Annotated in this window: 13 protein-coding genes and 1 pseudogene; 3 read left to right on the forward strand and 11 right to left on the reverse strand. The window is 69.8% G+C overall.

From position 1 onward, the window contains the following. Positions 1-124: 124 nt before the first annotated feature. Positions 125-1,030 carry a zinc-binding dehydrogenase gene (locus tag KI385_RS19750; protein ID WP_238573482.1) on the forward strand — a complete coding sequence of 302 codons (906 nt, stop codon included), beginning with the start codon at positions 125-127 and terminating at the stop codon, positions 1,028-1,030. 206 nt (positions 1,031-1,236) lie between these two features. On the opposite strand, the pseudogene KI385_RS19755 reads toward KI385_RS19750, so the two are convergent. From KI385_RS19755 to KI385_RS19785, 7 genes and pseudogenes are all read right to left on the reverse strand, one after another. Continuing rightward, positions 1,237-1,581 (reverse strand): annotated as a pseudogene (locus tag KI385_RS19755) (amino acid transporter); the annotation flags it as partial. Next, entirely contained in the window at positions 1,541-3,040 is a 1,500-nt protein-coding gene (locus tag KI385_RS19760) for an aldehyde dehydrogenase family protein (protein WP_238573483.1), read from the reverse strand. The gene KI385_RS19760 and the pseudogene KI385_RS19755, both read right to left, overlap by 41 nt. Further along, positions 3,037-4,776 (reverse strand): N-acyl-D-amino-acid deacylase family protein, encoded by a 1,740-nt coding sequence (locus KI385_RS19765; protein WP_238573484.1) that lies wholly within the window; start codon positions 4,774-4,776, stop codon positions 3,037-3,039. The genes KI385_RS19760 and KI385_RS19765 overlap by 4 nt, the downstream gene beginning before the upstream one ends. Before the next feature lie 120 nt (positions 4,777-4,896). Next, positions 4,897-6,021, reverse strand: coding sequence for an LLM class flavin-dependent oxidoreductase (locus KI385_RS19770; RefSeq protein ID WP_238573485.1), 1,125 nt, complete (start codon positions 6,019-6,021; stop codon positions 4,897-4,899). A 118-nt stretch (positions 6,022-6,139) separates the two neighbouring features. After that, on the reverse strand, positions 6,140-6,925 hold the full coding sequence (locus KI385_RS19775; RefSeq protein ID WP_238573486.1) for an SDR family NAD(P)-dependent oxidoreductase: 786 nt from the start codon (positions 6,923-6,925) through the stop codon (positions 6,140-6,142). Positions 6,926-7,038: 113 nt separating this feature from the next. Continuing rightward, complete coding sequence (locus KI385_RS19780) at positions 7,039-7,947, reverse strand: LLM class F420-dependent oxidoreductase (RefSeq protein ID WP_238577762.1); 909 nt, start codon at positions 7,945-7,947, stop codon at positions 7,039-7,041. Between the two features lie 273 nt (positions 7,948-8,220). Then, the gene (locus KI385_RS19785; RefSeq protein ID WP_238573487.1) at positions 8,221-9,093 is read right to left on the reverse strand and encodes a DUF4231 domain-containing protein; all 873 of its coding nucleotides are present in this window, start codon (positions 9,091-9,093) and stop codon (positions 8,221-8,223) included. A gap of 236 nt (positions 9,094-9,329) precedes the next feature. Here KI385_RS19785 and KI385_RS19790 point away from each other — a divergent pair, with 236 nt between their 5' ends. Then, the gene (locus KI385_RS19790) at positions 9,330-12,137 is read left to right on the forward strand and encodes a toll/interleukin-1 receptor domain-containing protein (RefSeq protein WP_238573488.1); all 2,808 of its coding nucleotides are present in this window, start codon (positions 9,330-9,332) and stop codon (positions 12,135-12,137) included. Positions 12,138-12,435: 298 nt separating this feature from the next. After that, positions 12,436-12,744, forward strand: coding sequence for a hypothetical protein (locus KI385_RS19795; RefSeq protein WP_238573489.1), 309 nt, complete (start codon positions 12,436-12,438; stop codon positions 12,742-12,744). Positions 12,745-13,426: 682 nt separating this feature from the next. Here the strand turns inward: KI385_RS19795 and KI385_RS19800 are convergent. From KI385_RS19800 to KI385_RS19815, 4 genes are all read right to left on the reverse strand, one after another. Further along, entirely contained in the window at positions 13,427-13,780 is a 354-nt protein-coding gene (locus KI385_RS19800; protein WP_238573490.1) for a hypothetical protein, read from the reverse strand. Next, the gene (locus KI385_RS19805) at positions 13,777-14,097 is read right to left on the reverse strand and encodes a hypothetical protein (protein WP_238573491.1); all 321 of its coding nucleotides are present in this window, start codon (positions 14,095-14,097) and stop codon (positions 13,777-13,779) included. Before KI385_RS19805 ends, KI385_RS19800 begins: the two co-directional genes overlap by 4 nt. A gap of 132 nt (positions 14,098-14,229) precedes the next feature. Next, positions 14,230-15,480 (reverse strand): helix-turn-helix domain-containing protein, encoded by a 1,251-nt coding sequence (locus KI385_RS19810; protein ID WP_238573492.1) that lies wholly within the window; start codon positions 15,478-15,480, stop codon positions 14,230-14,232. Between the two features lie 290 nt (positions 15,481-15,770). Next, positions 15,771-16,355, reverse strand: coding sequence for a hypothetical protein (locus KI385_RS19815; RefSeq protein WP_238573493.1), 585 nt, complete (start codon positions 16,353-16,355; stop codon positions 15,771-15,773). Positions 16,356-16,382 lie beyond the last annotated feature (27 nt).

A 16,382-nucleotide genomic window follows, 5' to 3' on the forward strand; every position in this document is an offset into this window, starting at 1 on the left:
GTGAGCCACCGGTTATGCCCACATCACTGCACCCCGGTGTTCCAAGGGCTCCACGGGCTCCCAGTGCACCACGGGCTGCCAGTGCACCACGCTGCGTCACGCAGCTCCATGAGGAGGATTTCGGATGCGCGCCCTCGTTGTCGATCACTCCGCACCCGGCCGGCTCGCCCTTGGCGCTGTCGCCGATCCCGTCCCCGGACCCGACGAGGTCCTGGTCAAGATCAGCGCGATATCGCTGAACTACGGCGAGCTGCCCAAGTCCGACGATGATGCCGAGGGGACCGTCCCGGGCTGGGACGCCGCGGGCGTCGTCGAGCAGGCCGCCGCCAGCGGCCGAGGCCCCAAGCCCGGGGACCGCGTCATCACCTGGGGCTGGAACGCCGGCTGGGCGGAGCTGCGCGCCGTCCCCGTCGACGAACTCGCCGTGCTGCCCGACACGGTGGACTTCACCACGGCCGCCGCGCTTCCCGTCGCGGGCCTGACGGCGCTGCGCGCGCTGCGTACGGCCGGGGTGGTGCCCGGACAGCGTGTCGCGATCACCGGCGCATCCGGCGGCGTGGGGCGCTTCGCGGTGCAGCTCGCCCACCAGGCCGGCGCCGAGGTGTACGCGTTCGTCGGCAGCCCGGCGCGCGGTACGGGCCTGGCCGCGCTCGGCGCGGACCACGTCCTGACCGATCCGGCGGATCTCGACGCCCCGGTGGACATCGTCCTGGACAACGTCGGCGGCGCACTGCTCGGCGAATTGCTGGGCCGGATCGCTCCGGACGGCAAGGTCATCTCCATCGGCGCGACTTCGGGCGAGCCGACCCCGATCCAGCCGTACCAGCTGATCGCCAGCCGGCTGACGCTGATCGGCATTCAGGCCGGCGGCGACACGGGCGCCGATCTGGCCCACCTCGTCCGCCTGGCGGCGGAGGGCCGGCTCCAGGCGAGCGTGGACCGGGTGGCCGACTGGGAACAGGCCGGCGAGACCGCCACCGCCCTCCTCAACCGCGAGATACGCGGCAAGGCGGTCCTGACGATCGGGTGAGCCGGGAGGGCCTCTCCCGCCGATCTCCACGGTCTCCTGCGCCGCTACGCCGTTCATCGCTCCACAGGCGGATGTCCTCCACCGAGCGGCAGAACGGCCCTCCTGCCCAGGTACGTCCGGCTGCTTCCGCTCACGTCGTGGCTCCGGCCACTATGACTCGTGGCGTCCTGGCGCAGGCATCGTCGCTCCGCAGCTCAGACTGGCCTCGCGATCACCGGCCCCCAGCCGCACATCCAGCCGACCCGCGGCCCGAAGGCCTTGACCGTCCAGGTGAAGGAGGTGCCGCAGTCCGGGACCGCTTTGTTGAGCTCGCGGTAGGCGAAGGCGACCAGCAGCGTCGGCAGGAAGCCCGCGAGGAAGACGGCGGGCATCTGCACCCCGACCTCGCCGACCGTGGGTCCGAGCGTCGAGGTGAGGCAGGAGACGGGTGCGACGGTCGAAACGCCGATGACCGCGCTGCCGAGCAGCCCTACGGAGTTGCCACTGAGGCCTTTGTTGCGGGTGTCGGCCTCACCCCGGCCACACGATCGCCTGCAGCTCGCTGTACGCATGGAGCGCGTACGAGCCCACGTCCCGCCCCACCCCGCTCTTCTTGAACCCGCCGAACGGCGCCTCCATGTTCCGCCCGACCGTGTTCACCCCAACCCCGCCGGCCCGCAGCCGCCGGGCCACCCGGAAGGCGCGGGCCACGTCGCCCGACCACACGTAGTCGATCAGCCCGTAGTCGCTGTCGTTGGCGAGCGCCACGCCCTCGTCCTCCTCGTCGAAGGGCACGACCACGACGACCGGACCGAAGATCTCCTCCCGCACCACCCGCATGTCGTTGGTGCAGTCGGCCAGCAGTGTCGGCGCTACGTAGAAGCCCCGCTCCAGATCCACCGGCCGCTCACCGCCCGCCACCACCCGGGCGCCCTCCTTCCGTCCCAGCTCCACATACGACTCCACCCGGTCGCGGTGCGCGGCCGAGATCACCGGCCCGACCACCGTGCCCGGCGCGCGCGGATCGCCGACCTTCAGATGGCCGATGTACCGGGCGAGCCGCTCCACCAGCGCCTCGTACACGCCCCGCTGCACGAGCACCCGGGTCGGCGCGGTGCAGATCTGCCCGCTGTAGAAGGCATACGTCGTGCCGATGCCGGCCACCGCCGAATCCAGGTCGGCGTCGTCGAAGACCACCGCGGCGCCCTTGCCGCCCAGCTCCATGAGCTGGCGTTTCATGCCACGACCGCACACTTCGGCGATGCGCTGCCCGACGGCCGTGGAGCCGGTGAAGCTCACCATGTCGACGTCGGGTGAGTCGACGGCCGCCGCGCCGACTTCCACGGATGCCCCACTGACCACATTCACCACACCTGCCGGCGCCCCCGCCTCCTCCAGCGCCGCCGCCATCCGGTACACCGACAGCGGATCCTGCGGGGCGGGCTTCACCACGACGGTGTTGCCCATGGCCAGGGCCGGCGCCACCTTGCCCGCCGGGTTCGCCCAGGGGTTGTTGTACGAGGTGATGCAGGTGACGACCCCGACCGGCTGACGTACGGCCAGCGCGCCCAGCACACCCGCCCTGCCCATCGGTCCGGCTTCGTTGATCTGCGGCGGCAGCCCCTGCTCGACGGGTTCCAGGGCCCCCTTCGCATACCGCCGGAAGCGCGCCACCCCCACCGCGACCTGCATCCCGCGCGCCGTCCCGGTCGTCGCCCCGCTCTCCGCCTGCGCCAGCTCGGCGTTCGCCGCGAAGTCGCGCTGCATCAGCTCCGCGGCCCGGTCGAGGATCGCGGCCCGCCGCTCCGGCTTCGTACGGGACCAGGCCGCGAAGGCCTCCCGCGCCGCCGACGCCGCCTCGTACACCTGCTGCCGGCTCGCCTCGGGCGCGAGCCCGACGACCGACTCCGCGGCCGGGTCGACGACCTCGTAGTGGCCGCCGTCCGGCTCGACCCACTCGCCGCCGATGAACAGCTTCCCCGGCTCCTCCGGCTTCCCCGGCTTCCCCGCCACCGTCGTCACCGCCGTCACCGGGTGCTCACCGTCCGGGTGTCCCGCCCGGAGCGCAGCACCTTCCCCGGCACGGCCCCGCTCACCACATCGCCCCGGATGGCCTCCACGCCGTTGACCCACACCGCGTTGATCCCGATCGCCCGGGAATCCAGCCGCGGGCTGTCGCCGGGCAGATCGTGCACAAGGGTGGCCTTGCCCGCGTCGATCCGCTCCGGGTCGAAGAGCACCAGATCCGCGTGCCAGCCCTGCGCGATACGCCCCCGCTCCCGCAGGCCGAAGAGCTGCGCCGGGTCGTCGGTCAGCATCTTCACCGCCTGTTCCAGCCCGACCAGCTTGCGGCCGCGCAGACAGTCGCCGAGGAAGCGTGTGGTGTACGGCGCGCCGCACATCCGGTCCAGATGCGCGCCCGCGTCCGAGCCGCCCAGCATCACATCCTCGTGCTGCCAGGTCTCGGCGCGCAGGGCCCAGGAGTCCGGGTCGTTGTCGGTGGGCATGGGCCAAAGGACCGTCCGCAGGCGGTCGTTGGCGCAGATCTCGACCAGGCACTCGAAGGGTTCCTGACCGCGTTCGGCCGCGATGTCCCGCACCACCCGCCCCGTCAGGCCCTTGTTCGTGTCCGAGTAGGTGTCGCCGATGACATAGCGGCCGAAGTGGGCGAGCCGCCGGAAGACGCCCGCCTCCTTGCTGTCCGCACGTCGCAGCATCTCGGCCCGTACGTCCGGGTCGCGGAGCCTGGCGATCCGCTCGTCGACCGGAAGGCCGAGGATCTCGCCCCAGCCGGGGATGAGATTCAGGGCGCAGAAGGTGCCCAGGGACATGTTCATGGGGGTGAGGATCGGCATCGTCAGCGCCACGATGCGGCCGCCCGCCTTCCGGGCCCGCTCGCTCGGGATCAGCTGGCGCGGCACCCGTTCGGGAACGGCGGCGTCGATCGTCAGCACATTCCAGTTCAGCGGGCGCCCGGCCGCCGCGCTCATCTCCACGAACAGATCGATCTCGTCGTCGCTGAACTGGTCCAGGCACCCGGCCACGATCGCCTCGATCTGGGTGCCCTCGTGCTCGCCCACGGCCCGCGACAGGGCGAGCAGCTCCGCCGGCCGGGCGTGCCGCGAGGCGACCGGCTTCCCGTCACCGTCGGAGTGGGTGGACGACTGGGTGGTGGACAGGCCCCACGCCCCGGCCGCCATCGCCTCGTGGAAGAGGTCGAGCATCTGCGCCAGCTGCCGCTCGCTGGGCTGACCGCCGACCGCGTCGGCGCCCATGACGTACCGGCGCAGCGCACAATGCCCCACCATGAAGCCCGCGTTGACGGCGATCCGCCCTTCGAGGGCGTCCAGATATTCGCCGAACGAACTCCACGACCAGGGCGCGCCCTCCTCCAGCGCCACCAGGGACATGCCCTCGACCTTGGACATCATCCGGCGGGTGTAGTCGGCGTCCTCGGGCCGCTCGGGGTGGAGCGGGGCCAGGGTGAAGCCGCAGTTGCCGCCCGCGACGGTCGTCACGCCGTGGTTGAGCGACGGGGTCGCGTACGGGTCCCAGAAGAGCTGGGCGTCGTAGTGGGTGTGCGGGTCGACGAAGCCGGGGGCGAGGACCAGCCCGGTCGCGTCCTCGCTCGCCCTCGCCTCCTCGGTGACGGTGGCGGGCGGGGCGATGACCGCGATACGCCCGTCGCGGATGCCGACATCGGCGGTGTACGAGGGCGCGCCCGTCCCGTCCACTACGGTCGCGCCCTTGATCAGGTGGTCGAGCATGGGCGGAGCGCCCCCTTCCCCTCGGCGGAACTCGGCTGAACTCTGCGGGACCCGGCGGAACCCGGCGGAACTCTGTGAACCCGGCTGATACTCGTCCGATCGCTCGGCGAACCCGGCGAATCAGCTGCCCGCCGCCTGCCGGAACCGGGTCGTCCGGTGCACCGGATCCGTGTCGATCTTCGGGATCACGTGCTCACCGATGAGCTTGATGGTGTTCATGGTGTCCTCGTACGACACCCCGATCGGCAGCCCGAAGCTCAGCTGATCGGCGCCGGCCTGCTCCCAGCGCTTGCACTGCCGGAGCACCTCGTCCGGGTCGCCGCAGATCATCAGCTCCTCGGCGATCAGCAGCTCGATGATCTCGGCGGTGTAGTCGGGCAGCAGCTCGGGCCACTCGGGGATGCCTTCGGGCCGCGGGAAGGTGTCGTGGTAGCGGAAGACCAGCGACTGGAGGTAGTTGAGCCCCCCGTTGACGGCGATCTCCACGGCCTTGTCATGCGTCTCGGCACAGATCGCCGTCGACGTCACCATCACGTTGTCGTTGACGAAGTCGCCGACGGGCTCGGCGTCCCGGATCGCCGTCTTGTACTGCTCCAGCACCCACTCCATGTCGGAGACCTTCTGGACGCTGAAGCCGAGGACGCCCAGGCCCTTCTTCGCCGCCATGGCGTAGGAGGACGGTGATCCGGCCGCGTACCACATCGCCGGGTGCGAGGCCCCGTACGGCTTGGGGAAGATCTTGCGCGGCGGCAGCTGCCAGTGCTTGCCCTGGAACCCGACGTACTCCTCCTGGAGCCACATCTTCGGGAACTCGGCGATGGTCTCTTCCCAGATCTCCTTGGTGTGGTTCATATCGGTGATGCCGGGCAGAAAGCCGAGGATCTCGTGGGATCCGGCCCCGCGCCCGCTGCCGAACTCGAAGCGGCCCTCGGAGAGATGGTCGAGCATGGCGACCTTCTCGGCGACCTTCACCGGGTGGTTGACCTGGGCGAGCGGGTTGAAGATGCCGGATCCCAGGTGGATCCGCTCGGTGGCGTGGGCGAGGTAGCCCAGGAAGACGTCGTTGGCGGAGAGGTGGGAGTACTCCTCCAGGAAGTGGTGTTCGGACGCCCAGGCGTACTTGAAGCCGGAGGTGTCCGCCTGGATGACGTACTCGGTCTCCTCCATCAGCGCCTTGTGCTCCGCGAGCGGGTCGGTCTCGGCCCGCTTGCCCACGTATCCCTGTACAAAGAGCCCGAATTCCATGGAGGTTCACCGTCCCTCAGCATTTTCTGACGTACCGTCAGATTCGATGTGCCGACTGTTCCATCGCACGCCAGGAGCGTCAAGAGCCTCACCAGGCGAACTGACGCATCGTCATACCTCAGAAGACGCTGACCCCGGCCAGCCATCCGCCGTCGACGACGAACGGCTGCCCGGTGATGTACGACGAGTCCTCGCAGGACAGGAAGAGCGCCAGCTTGGCGACCTCTTCCGGCCGCCCGATCCGCCCCAGCGGCACGAGCTTCCTGTACAGCTCGTCGAGGGCCTGCGCGGCCTCCTCGCCGTCCGCCTCCGGGTCGAGCTGGGCCGGGTTGCTCATGGCGGTGTCGATGGCGCCCGGGCACACGGCGTTCACCCGGATCCTCTTGGCCGCGAGTTCGAGTGCGGCGACCTTGGTCAGACCCACGATCGCGTGCTTGGTGGCGGCGTACGCGCCGACGTAGGCCATGCCCGTGACGCCCGTGTACGAGGCGGTGTTCACGATGCTGCCGCCCCCTGCGGCCTCGATCTCGGGCGCGACGGTCTTGATGCCGAGGAAGGCGCCGACCTGATTGACCTGGATGATCTGCAAGAACTCGTCGAGCGGGGTGCTGGTCAGCTCGTTGAAGCGCAGGATGCCGGCGTTGTTGACCAGGCCGTCGATCTTCCCGAAGGCCTGCTTGGCAGCGGCGACGGCGGCGCTCCAGTCGTCCTCCTGGCGCACGTCCAGGTGGACATAGGCGGCCCGCCCCTCCCCTACCTCCTTGGCGAGCGCCTCCCCCTGGTCGTCGAGGACGTCGGCGAGCACCACCTTCGCCCCCTCGGCGGCGAAGAGCCGCGCCTCCTGTTCGCCCTGACCGCGCGCCGCACCGGTGATGAGGACGACACGCCCGTCCAACTTGCCCATGAAAGCCTCCTTGGCTGATCTGTTCAGGTGCGGATGCTCGGTTCAGGTACGGCCGGTCGGCTCGGACGCGGATACCCAGTTCAGGTACGGCCGCTCGCTTCACGTGCGGACGCTCAGTTCAGGTACGGCACGACATCGGCGGCGAACGCCGCCATCTGATCGACCAGCTCACCGCGGCTGCGGCTGCGGAACCGCACCTGGATCTGGTGCACGCCCATCGCGCCGTACTCCCGCAGCGAGTCCGCGATCCGCTCCGGCGCCCCGGACAGGGTCCGCCGGCCGACCGCCCATCCCGGCTCGCCGACGTACAGCGGCTCGGCGATGGTGCCGATCACCGCCGGCTCCCCGGCCCCGGCCGCCTCCCGCAGCCGCCGCAGCTTGGCGATCTGCGCGGGCAGCTGTTCGCGCCGGTCGCCCTGCGGCAGCCAGCCGTCACCGCGCTCCGCGGCCCGGCGTACGGCGGCGGGCGAGGAGCCGCCCACCCAGATCGGCGGCCGCGGCGTCTGCACGGGTCGCGGCGCCTGCCCCAGCCCCTCGAACGCGAACCGCTCCCCCGCGAACTTCGGGAACTCCTCCGGGCCGAGCGCCGCCTTCAGCGCATCGACCGTCTCGTCCAGCACCGCCCCACGCCGCGCGAAGTCCACGCCCAGCGCCTCGAACTCCTCCGTCACATGCCCGGCACCGACCCCGAGGATCAGCCGCCCACCGGAGAGCCGGTCCAGCGTCGCGTACTGCTTGGCCGTGATCAGCGGATGCCTGAGCCCGACCACCGCGACATGGCTCAGCAGCCGGACCCGCTCGGTGACCGCGGCCAGATGCGCGAGGGTGGCGACCGGGTCGTACCAGACCGTGCTCATCGCCTCGGCCAGCCGCCGCGGGATCGCGATGTGCTCGCAGCAGGCGATATACGCGAATCCGTACCGGTCGGCGGCCCGCGCGAGCTCGACGAGATCGGCGGGACCCGCCGCGGCCTCCCAGCTCTCCGCGTAGAGGGTGCTCTGCGACTGCACCGGAAGCTGCATCCCGTACGCCAGCCGCCCGCCCTCGGGCCGCCATACGCCGCCATCGCCCACGCCGCCCACGCCGTCCGCGCCGCCCACGCCGTCCGTGCCGTCCACGCCGCCCACGCCGCCCACGCCGCCCACACTGTTCGTGCCGCCGACACCGTCCGTGTCGTTCGTGCCGTCCACGCGCACCCTCCAGCCATATCTGACGGTTCGTCATATAGCTTGCGCGGGACATCGTCGTGCCTGACGCACCATCAGGCAAGGGGGCGGCACCGCGGGCGCAACCGGCTACGCGGCGCCCCGGGACGCCCGCCACATGGTGTGTTCGCGACTGATCGCCTCCTCGGCGTCGGCCACCTCCTGCGCCCAGTCCGACTCCTCACGGGTCGCGGACAGCCGCTGGTGCACGATGCTCAGCTCGGTGGCCGCGAAGGTGTAGGCACGGCCGAGCGACTCGTGCTGCCGCACCGCGAACCAGGCGGCTCCGGCACCCAGTACGGCCGCCAGTACACCCGGCAGATCAAAGTCGATGACCTTCATCAGGCGCAGCACGGCAGCGAGCACACCCAGCCCCTCCACGACGATGAGGCCGATCCGCCAGCGGTGGGCCAGGGCGATGTTCATGGCCGCCTTGGATCCGTACCACTGCTGCTGGTCCACGATGCGCCCGGCGAGATACGCCTGCTTACGGACCGCGAACGGACTCCGGCGCAACTCACCCATGGTCCGGGTGGCGGCCATCGAGCCCACCGGGACGATGCTGTCGACCGGGGCCTCCCGGAGCAGGACCTCCAGCCGCTCATGGAATCTGCGCTCCGCGGTGTCCGCGGGCAGGGTGGCCGGGAACGGCTCGCCGCCCACCGCGTACCGCCAGGACAGCGTCTTGGCCGACTCCGCCAGGGCACGTCCGTCGTACCAGGCCCGCTCCGGCCGCTCCGTGAGCATCCACACTTCTAAGTAGACGGTCGCCAGGAAGGCCAGGAGCACCACCGCCACCGCGGCATCCTTGTTCGACACCGCGCAGACGGCTGCGACGATCGCCAGCATCAGCCGCCATTTGGTGCCCGACATATGGCGGCGCTGCCCCGACAGGGAAGCGGCGTCCGCCGACCGGAACACCGCCGGGAAATCCTCTTCACCGAGCGTTTGCACGTCGCTCACAGCAGCCCCGCCCCCTCGCACCCCGCAACATGAGTCCGAAATACGAAAGGAGTGTAGAGCCGGGCGCCTGCGGCCACCCGGGGATCGGGGAGGGAGAGCTGGGCCCGGGGCGGGAAGCGGGGGGCGCCAAAACCCTTTCGGTGACGCGCCATTGCGACCGTTCCCGGCGATGTGGATGATGCGGCGACGGGGTCCGCGATGGTCCCGTGGACGACCTGACGGACGGGGGATCCGGAATGGATGGCCAGAACGCACCGCACCGCACCCACCGATACGACGCCTTCATTTCCTACAGCCATACGGCCGACAGCACCAAAGCCGATCGGCTGCGGCGGGGGCTGCAGAATTTCGCGCGCAGCTGGCGGCAGTTACGCGCGCTGCGCATCTTTCTCGACAATGCCTCGCTGTCGGCGAACCCGGGGCTGTGGCCCGAAATCGAGCGTCATCTCGCGGATTCCGGCGCCTTCATTCTGCTCGCCTGTCCGACGTCCGCCGGCTCGGCCTGGGTACAGAAGGAGATCAACTGGTGGCGCGCCGGCCTGGGGGCGCGGCGGATGCTGATCGCCGTCACCGACGGCGAGCTGGTGTGGGACCACGAAGCGGGGGACTTCGACTGGGAGCGCACCACCTGCCTGCCACGCACGATGGCGGGAATGTTCACCGACGAGCCGCGCTGGGTCGATCTGCGCTGGATGTCGGAACAGGATCCCGGCTCGCTGCGGGACCCTCGCTTCCAGCACTGCGTGGCCGATCTGGCGGCCCCCTTGCACGGGCGCCCCAAAGAGGACCTGATCGGTGCGGACGTCACCCAGCAGCGCAAAACCAGACGGCTCGTACGGGGCACGCTCGCGGTCATCACCACGCTCGCCGTCGCGGCCGGCCTGGCGTGGGTGGACGCCCTCCACCAGCGGGACGAAGCGCAGAAGCAGGCCCGGCTGGCGACCTCCCGGCAGCTGGCCGCGACCGCCCTGAACCTGAAGGACGGAAATCTGCGACTGGCGTCACTGCTGGCGATCGAGGCGTACCGCATCCAGGAGTCACCCGAGGCCATCGCGGCGCTGAACCGGCTCGCCACGGACAGCCCGCATCTGGTGAGCATGATGCCCAGCGCGAAGAACGTCAGCGCGCTCGTCTTCAGCGCGGACGACACGGCGGTCGCCGTCGGGGACGAGGGCGGTGCGGTGGCGGTATGGCGCTCCGACGGCAGCGCCCTGCGCGCCCGGACCTCGCTGCCGGGCCGGATCACGGCAGTGGGCTTCAGCGCGGACGGGAAGCAGCTGGCCGCCGGGGACAGCCAGGGCAATGTGGGCGTCTACGACCTGACGGGCAAGGCCCTGCGACGGCTCGCTCCCCTGCCGAAGGCCGTTTCCTCGCTGGAATTCAGCCTGGGGGGACATCTGGCCGCCGTGGACGAGGACGGCACGGTGACGCTTTACGAGAAGGCCAGGAAGAAAATCCGTTCGAAGCGCACCGGCCACCACAGCAGCGTGGTCGTCTTCCAGAACATCGAGTCCCACCTTCTGCTACGCGACGGCGTGGGCGGCGGAGCCCTTTACACCGTGCCCGACCTGCGGACGGTCCAGGACAGCAGGCAATTCTCACTGCCCGCGGGCCAGGCCGCGCCGGCCGTCTCCAACGGTGGCCACTGCTTCGGATACCTCAAGTACGGGTTCTTCACCAGCAGCCGGCTGCCGAAGGTCAACGGCCACGAGTCCCTCCCCGACACCTGCGCGAATTTCCCCACGCTCCCCAACGAGGAAGCCACGATGCTGGCGCTGACCGACAACGGCCGGATGGCCGTGGGTACGGCGTCCGGCATCACGGCGGTCGACGCGCAGACCGATGTCCAGGCGAGCCAGGTCCGTACGCTCACCGGCGTCGGCCGGCCTTCACTGCTGAAGTTCTCGAACACCGGCACCAGGCTCGCTTCCGCACACGGCCGGACGGTCGCGCTGTGGAACTTCGACCAGGCCTCCCGGATCGCTCATACGCACGGCCTGTCCCTCGCGGACGAGCAGACCATGCTCGTCGCCCCGCCCCTGGCCACCGGCCCGGGCGGCCGGGTCGCCTGGAGCAACCTCATGGAGGACGAACCGTTCGACAAGGCCACCAAGCTGCACCTCTGGAGCCCGAAGCGTCCCGGCACGCTCACGGGCGGGGAAGCCCCCGGCCACTACGCGCTCGCCTTCAGCCCCGACGGCCACATGCTGTACGCCGGCCTCGCCGGCGCGGTGGAGTCATGGCAGGTCCAGGACACCCGCCTGGAGCAGCGACGCACGGTGACCCTCGCCGGGCCGGTGAACGGCTATCAGGGAATCCCGCTCGACATCGCCCCGCGCGCCGACGGCTCCCTGGTCGTCGCCACGGCCGACGGGGCCGTCCATGTCGCCGACCCGTCCGCGCAGCGCACCCGGATCGCGGTGCCACGCGGTTCCGAAGACCCCCAGCAGCTGCTGTTCTCCTCCTTGAGCGCCGACGGCCGGACGGCCGCCATGGAGAACACCCAGGGCGCCGTCGACCTCTACGACGTCGGCTCCGGGCGGAAGCTGCAGTCGGTGCGCCTCAACGGCGAGAAGGTGAATGCGTTCGCGCTGGCAGCCGGCGGAAGCTCGCTGTTCCTCGACGGCGGCAAGACGTTCGCCCGCTGGGACCTGGACGAGCGGCGGTTCCGCTGGCAGAGCGACGAGCCGAACGGGGTGAAGGTGGCGGCGAGCGAGGACGGCCGTACGGTCATCACCCTGGCCGACAACGGCACCCTGACCCGGTGGGACACGGACACCGGGGACCGGCTGGGCGGCCCCGACCTCCCCATCCCGCCCCATACGTTGTCGGGGACGGGCGGCATCGGATTGCACACCAGCTTCATGGTGGACGGCACGGGCACGCTGTGGACGGCCACCGAAGGCGGCGAGGTCCTGTCCTGGGACTTCTCGGTCAACTCCTGGATCGAGAGCCTCTGCCGGATCGCCGACCGCAATCTGACCGACGCCGAATGGCGCCGCTATGTGGGGACCACCCCGCCGTCCCGGCCCACCTGCGGCTGACGGCAGGGCAGTTGGCCGCACCGCCGTTCGCAACGCAACCTCGGTGGCCGGGAGGCATCGCCTTCAGGCGCAGCGCCGTGCGCGAGCGCCGCTACCGAAACGTCCTGGCGCGAAGCAGGCTCAAGGAGGAGCTTTGAAGCGGCTGGGTGCACACCCCACCGCGATATCACCGTTCAACGGCATCATGCCGAACAAGGACTCCCCGGCTTCCACAGGGCGGTCGGGGCCCGGATGGAGCTGGATGGCCGTCCACGCACCATGGTCGTCCTCGGGCCCCTCCGGACGGTTCCGGTGGGCGGTGTTCAACGACCCGCACTCGGCCCGCGCCGACCTTCAACAGCTCCTGGATGAAGACGACGTCGTCGCAGATCAGGGCAGGGCGGCTGCGGCGCTGCGGAACAGTGGCGTCAAGGACGCCGAGCAACTGGTGCTGGTCTGCGACGACCGGGCGCTCGCGCTGCACAGGGTTGAGCCGGGTGAGAGCGGGCCGCCGGCAGGCACCCGGTTCTACAACGAGTGGGTGGCGATGATGCAGAACAACGTGGGCACCCGTTTGGAAATCCATGGCGCTGTGATGGAGGGCCAGCCGGTGATCATGTGGCCGTGACCGGCCTTTTCGCACTCGGTTTCGCATGCGGTTGCGTCTCTCCGGTCACGATCGGAGAGACACGACCCAGCGACATGAGTCAGAGATTTGGTGACAGTAGGCGGCGAGTGCGCGACCGTCCCGGCTCTATCCGAACAGGCCACGCTTGATCTTGACCCGGTAGAGGAGCTCAGGCGGGTAAATGCCAGGGTGGCGCTTTTCGTAGTGGTCTTGCATCTCGTCGAGACTCTGCGACTGACTCCGCCGGGAAGTGCGGAATCGGCACTCCCCACAGAAGTACTGATAACCCTTGATCCTCACCAGAAGCCTCCTCTTTGAGCGCAGCTGGAACGGGGGCGACCCTGCCTTCCCGGTCACGACGCCTACCCGTGAGCCGGCACCCGTCAAGTGTGCCCCGACGGACAGCAATTATGGAATCTTTTTCTAGAAAAATCTTCGAATCCGGAATGCTGTCCGCCGTTTCCTCAGGGACGCCGTCACCCCACCCGCACGACACCGCTACGCCCGCCAGCCGGACCACCCACGCCCGCCCACCCGCCGCGCAGCAACCCCAAGACTCGCGCCTATCGGCGCCGACCCGGCATCCGGCAGGTGATGCCGGAAAACGCGACCAGCAGGCAGGCCGCCAAAGCCACGTCGGGACTCACACGGCGCCGCACTCCTCCTCCGTACTGGTGGGAAGTTACTTCGCACCCGGCCGCCCACCCTCTCCTCGCTCGACCTCATAGCCATCGCACTCCGACTCCGACTCCGACAGGCGCGCGCGCCTGCTCTCCGCGAGGCGGCATACGTCTCTGAGCGCCGCACTCAACTGGCAGCCAAGAAAGGGGAGTTCCCGCTCCGGCACCTTGCCGTCCCCGAGCATTCCGGCCGCGTGATCGAGCAGCCCGTACGCCATGTCGGGCTGTACGGCTTCGACGCGGTCCGCGACTCGGGAGAGCCCGCCCTCCCCCTTGCCGTCGCTCACGAGGAAGCAGGTCTTCCCGTCGGGGCTCACCCACGGCAGCAGCCGGGTGACCGCCTGCGGCTCGCTCATCGCGCGGCCACCTCCGCCCCATGCATCGTCCGGCGCCCGAAGCCCACGCCCTGCGCTCCCGATTGCCGGGCCTGCCGCCACACGCATTGGAGCCGCTCCTCCTGCCGCCGTTCGTATGCCACCAGATACGGGCGCACCATGACGGTGTCCTCGCCCCGCACAATCTGTACGCGCACCAGCCGCGACCGTACGGGCGGCCGATCCGTACGCGGCGGCATGGACACGTACGAGTACGTGCCCTCCGACCGATGACGTCCCGGCGCGGGCAGTAACAGCCGCAACAGCGGCTCGAAGATACGGGCGATACAGTGCGGCATGTCGACGCTCCTACGAGGCGTTGGCCGTACCCCCGGGCCGTTCGCGCGGTCACGGGGGTCTTCGGTAGTCGTGCGGTGACTGACCGTATGGCCCCACGACGAGGAGAGGGGGCACACTTTGTGCCCCCTTGCTCAGGCCGCCAATACGCCGATCTTCACGGCAAGTTCACTCGCCCTCCGCCGCTGCGCAGGGCTCTTCGACTCCGCTTCCTCCAAGACGATGCGCCGTGCGTAGCCGTTGTAGCGGATAGTCTCCGGTGCGGCTTCGTACGCCTTGCCGAGAGCCGCGAGGGCAGCCTCCGCTTGACCATCGAGTTGATAGCCACGTGCCTCCTCGATCCGGTGCCGCGCACGCCGGGGCCGGGAGGGGATCGTCATAGCATCCGCGGCCGACGCCTGCCGTACGCTCTCCGCGCCCGCGTGCAGCTCGACCGCGACCGTGACCGCGTGTGCTCCCATGACGGCCTGGGAGAACGAGGTCACGGGGTGGTAGTAGTCGGCCGGCAGCCGTTCTGCGATGGCGTGGGCCTTGTCCCAGTAGCGCCATGCAGTTCCCGTCTCCCCCCGCCGGGCTGCGGTGTACCCGGCCTCGAATTGCAACGCACCGGCGATGGCGAGCACGTCATTACTCGCATCCGGCAGGAGTGCATCCAGGTAGCGGAGGGTCTCCAGGTTCACCGCGTCGGCTGCGTCGAAACGGGCCGGCCCGCTGTCGCGATGCGCCTGTGTCGCCAGCCACGCGGACACGCCGATGGTGTGCGGATCCTCCGATTCCTGCGCAGAGATCATCGCGCGCTCGACGACCCGCCACAGCAACGAGGCATCCGGCTGGTACGCGAGGAAGAACTGGCTCAGGCTGTACGCCTCGGAGAGCAGACCTTGCGCCACCCGCCGCTCGCGCGCCGAGTCGGCTTGCAACACGGCAAGCTGTGCATCCTGGATGAGGGACGGCAGAAGAGCCCCGATGATGTCGCGGTGGTTCGGCGCGGAGTGCCGGGCGCGCCAGGCCCGGGTCAGTCGTTCACGAAGGTGCCCCGGGGACGGTGCCGCTCGCTGCGTGGTCAACGGGAATGCATCGATCGCAGCACGTACGTGAGGCAGACGCACATGACCTGGCCCCTCGAACAGGCCGATCGACATCGACTGATCACCGGTCAGCTCGGACAGGTCCCGAACCCTGAGAGCCTCCCCGATACGGAGGACCATGGGCAGCTTGGGCATCTGCAGACGCCCGGCCTCGATCTGCTTCACCCAGCTCGGCGACTTGCCCAGCAGACCGGCCAGGACGTTGCGGCTCATCCCTCTGCGGGTCCGCAGGATCTGCATGCGCTGGCCGAAGACCACCGGCTCGGCGTACGGGTCCGGCGTAGCATCTGAAGACACGGCCTTGCCCCTCTCTGTACAGCTCGTCACTGTCAGCGTACGGGGCGGGGCCGTTCGTGTTGATCCCCTGTGGAAAACCTGCCTTGGTGGCGCTGGTGCCCTGCGTCGCCGGAACCGACTGCGCCAGCTGCACAGCGGCCTCGCGGTTCTCCGCGGCAGTGGGCACCTGAAGAAAGACGCGCCCCTGGCGTCCGTGTACCGCCTTCCGCCGGTCGCGGACGGGACGGACCGTCCGCGACCGGCGGAACGGATCCACGCGGACGACATCCACGCGGATCCGTCGACGCGACTCAGTCAAGGTCCTCCGAATAGTCGGTCGTGGCGCAGCCGTCGACCTCGCCGTCCTCGACCGTGCTGCCCGACGGCGCCTTGAAGTCCGGGGTGCAATTGAGGAACAGCAGTCCGGACTGGAGGAGTTGGCGCCGCTGATCGTCGCTGCTGGGGTCGACGGCGAAGTCGTCGCCGATCATGAGGTCGTCCTGTTCGTCCTCGTCCGCCTTGACGGCGGCCTGGAACGCCTCCATGTCCTCGATGGTGAGGAAGTCGGCGTCACCGTCGCCGCCCGCCGGGTCGTCGCACTCGCCGCCGCCGTTGATGCCCCTCATCCCCATGGCCTGCACCTGCTGCACCTCGCGGGGCGTGGCGAAGTTGATGCGCTCGCAGCCGAGCGTCCCTGTGAGGAAGTTCCCGGCCTCCTGGGGCGAACCCGCGGACGGCAGGCCGCCGCATGCGGAAACCGATGCCAAGGCGAACAGGGTTCCGACGATGGCAAGTGTTCGGTGGTGACGCATGACTTCCTTTGCAGATGTGGCTTCGAGCCGCGCGCGCCGGCCGGATGCGGCGGTGCGCTCGGCTGCGAGGGTGAAGAAAGCCATCTGCTCTCCCCCGTTCCCCCGTCATGA

The sequence above is a fragment of the Streptomyces inhibens genome (genome assembly GCF_022221585.1).
GTDB classification, from domain to species: domain Bacteria; phylum Actinomycetota; class Actinomycetes; order Streptomycetales; family Streptomycetaceae; genus Streptomyces; species Streptomyces inhibens.

Excerpts from the sequence above, each read along its gene's own strand:
- KI385_RS19750 (WP_238573482.1), top strand. The coding sequence starts at position 125 with ATGCGCGCCCTCGTTGTCGATCACTCCGCACCCGGCCGGCTCGCCCTT.
- KI385_RS19765 (WP_238573484.1), bottom strand. The coding sequence starts at position 4,776 with ATGCTCGACCACCTGATCAAGGGCGCGACCGTAGTGGACGGGACGGGC.
- KI385_RS19770 (WP_238573485.1), bottom strand. The coding sequence starts at position 6,021 with ATGGAATTCGGGCTCTTTGTACAGGGATACGTGGGCAAGCGGGCCGAG.
- KI385_RS19775 (WP_238573486.1), bottom strand. The coding sequence starts at position 6,925 with ATGGGCAAGTTGGACGGGCGTGTCGTCCTCATCACCGGTGCGGCGCGC.
- KI385_RS19780 (WP_238577762.1), bottom strand. The coding sequence starts at position 7,947 with ATGCAGCTTCCGGTGCAGTCGCAGAGCACCCTCTACGCGGAGAGCTGG.
- KI385_RS19790 (WP_238573488.1), top strand. The coding sequence starts at position 9,330 with ATGGATGGCCAGAACGCACCGCACCGCACCCACCGATACGACGCCTTC.
- KI385_RS19800 (WP_238573490.1), bottom strand. The coding sequence starts at position 13,780 with ATGAGCGAGCCGCAGGCGGTCACCCGGCTGCTGCCGTGGGTGAGCCCC.
- KI385_RS19805 (WP_238573491.1), bottom strand. The coding sequence starts at position 14,097 with ATGCCGCACTGTATCGCCCGTATCTTCGAGCCGCTGTTGCGGCTGTTA.
- KI385_RS19815 (WP_238573493.1), bottom strand. The coding sequence starts at position 16,355 with ATGGCTTTCTTCACCCTCGCAGCCGAGCGCACCGCCGCATCCGGCCGG.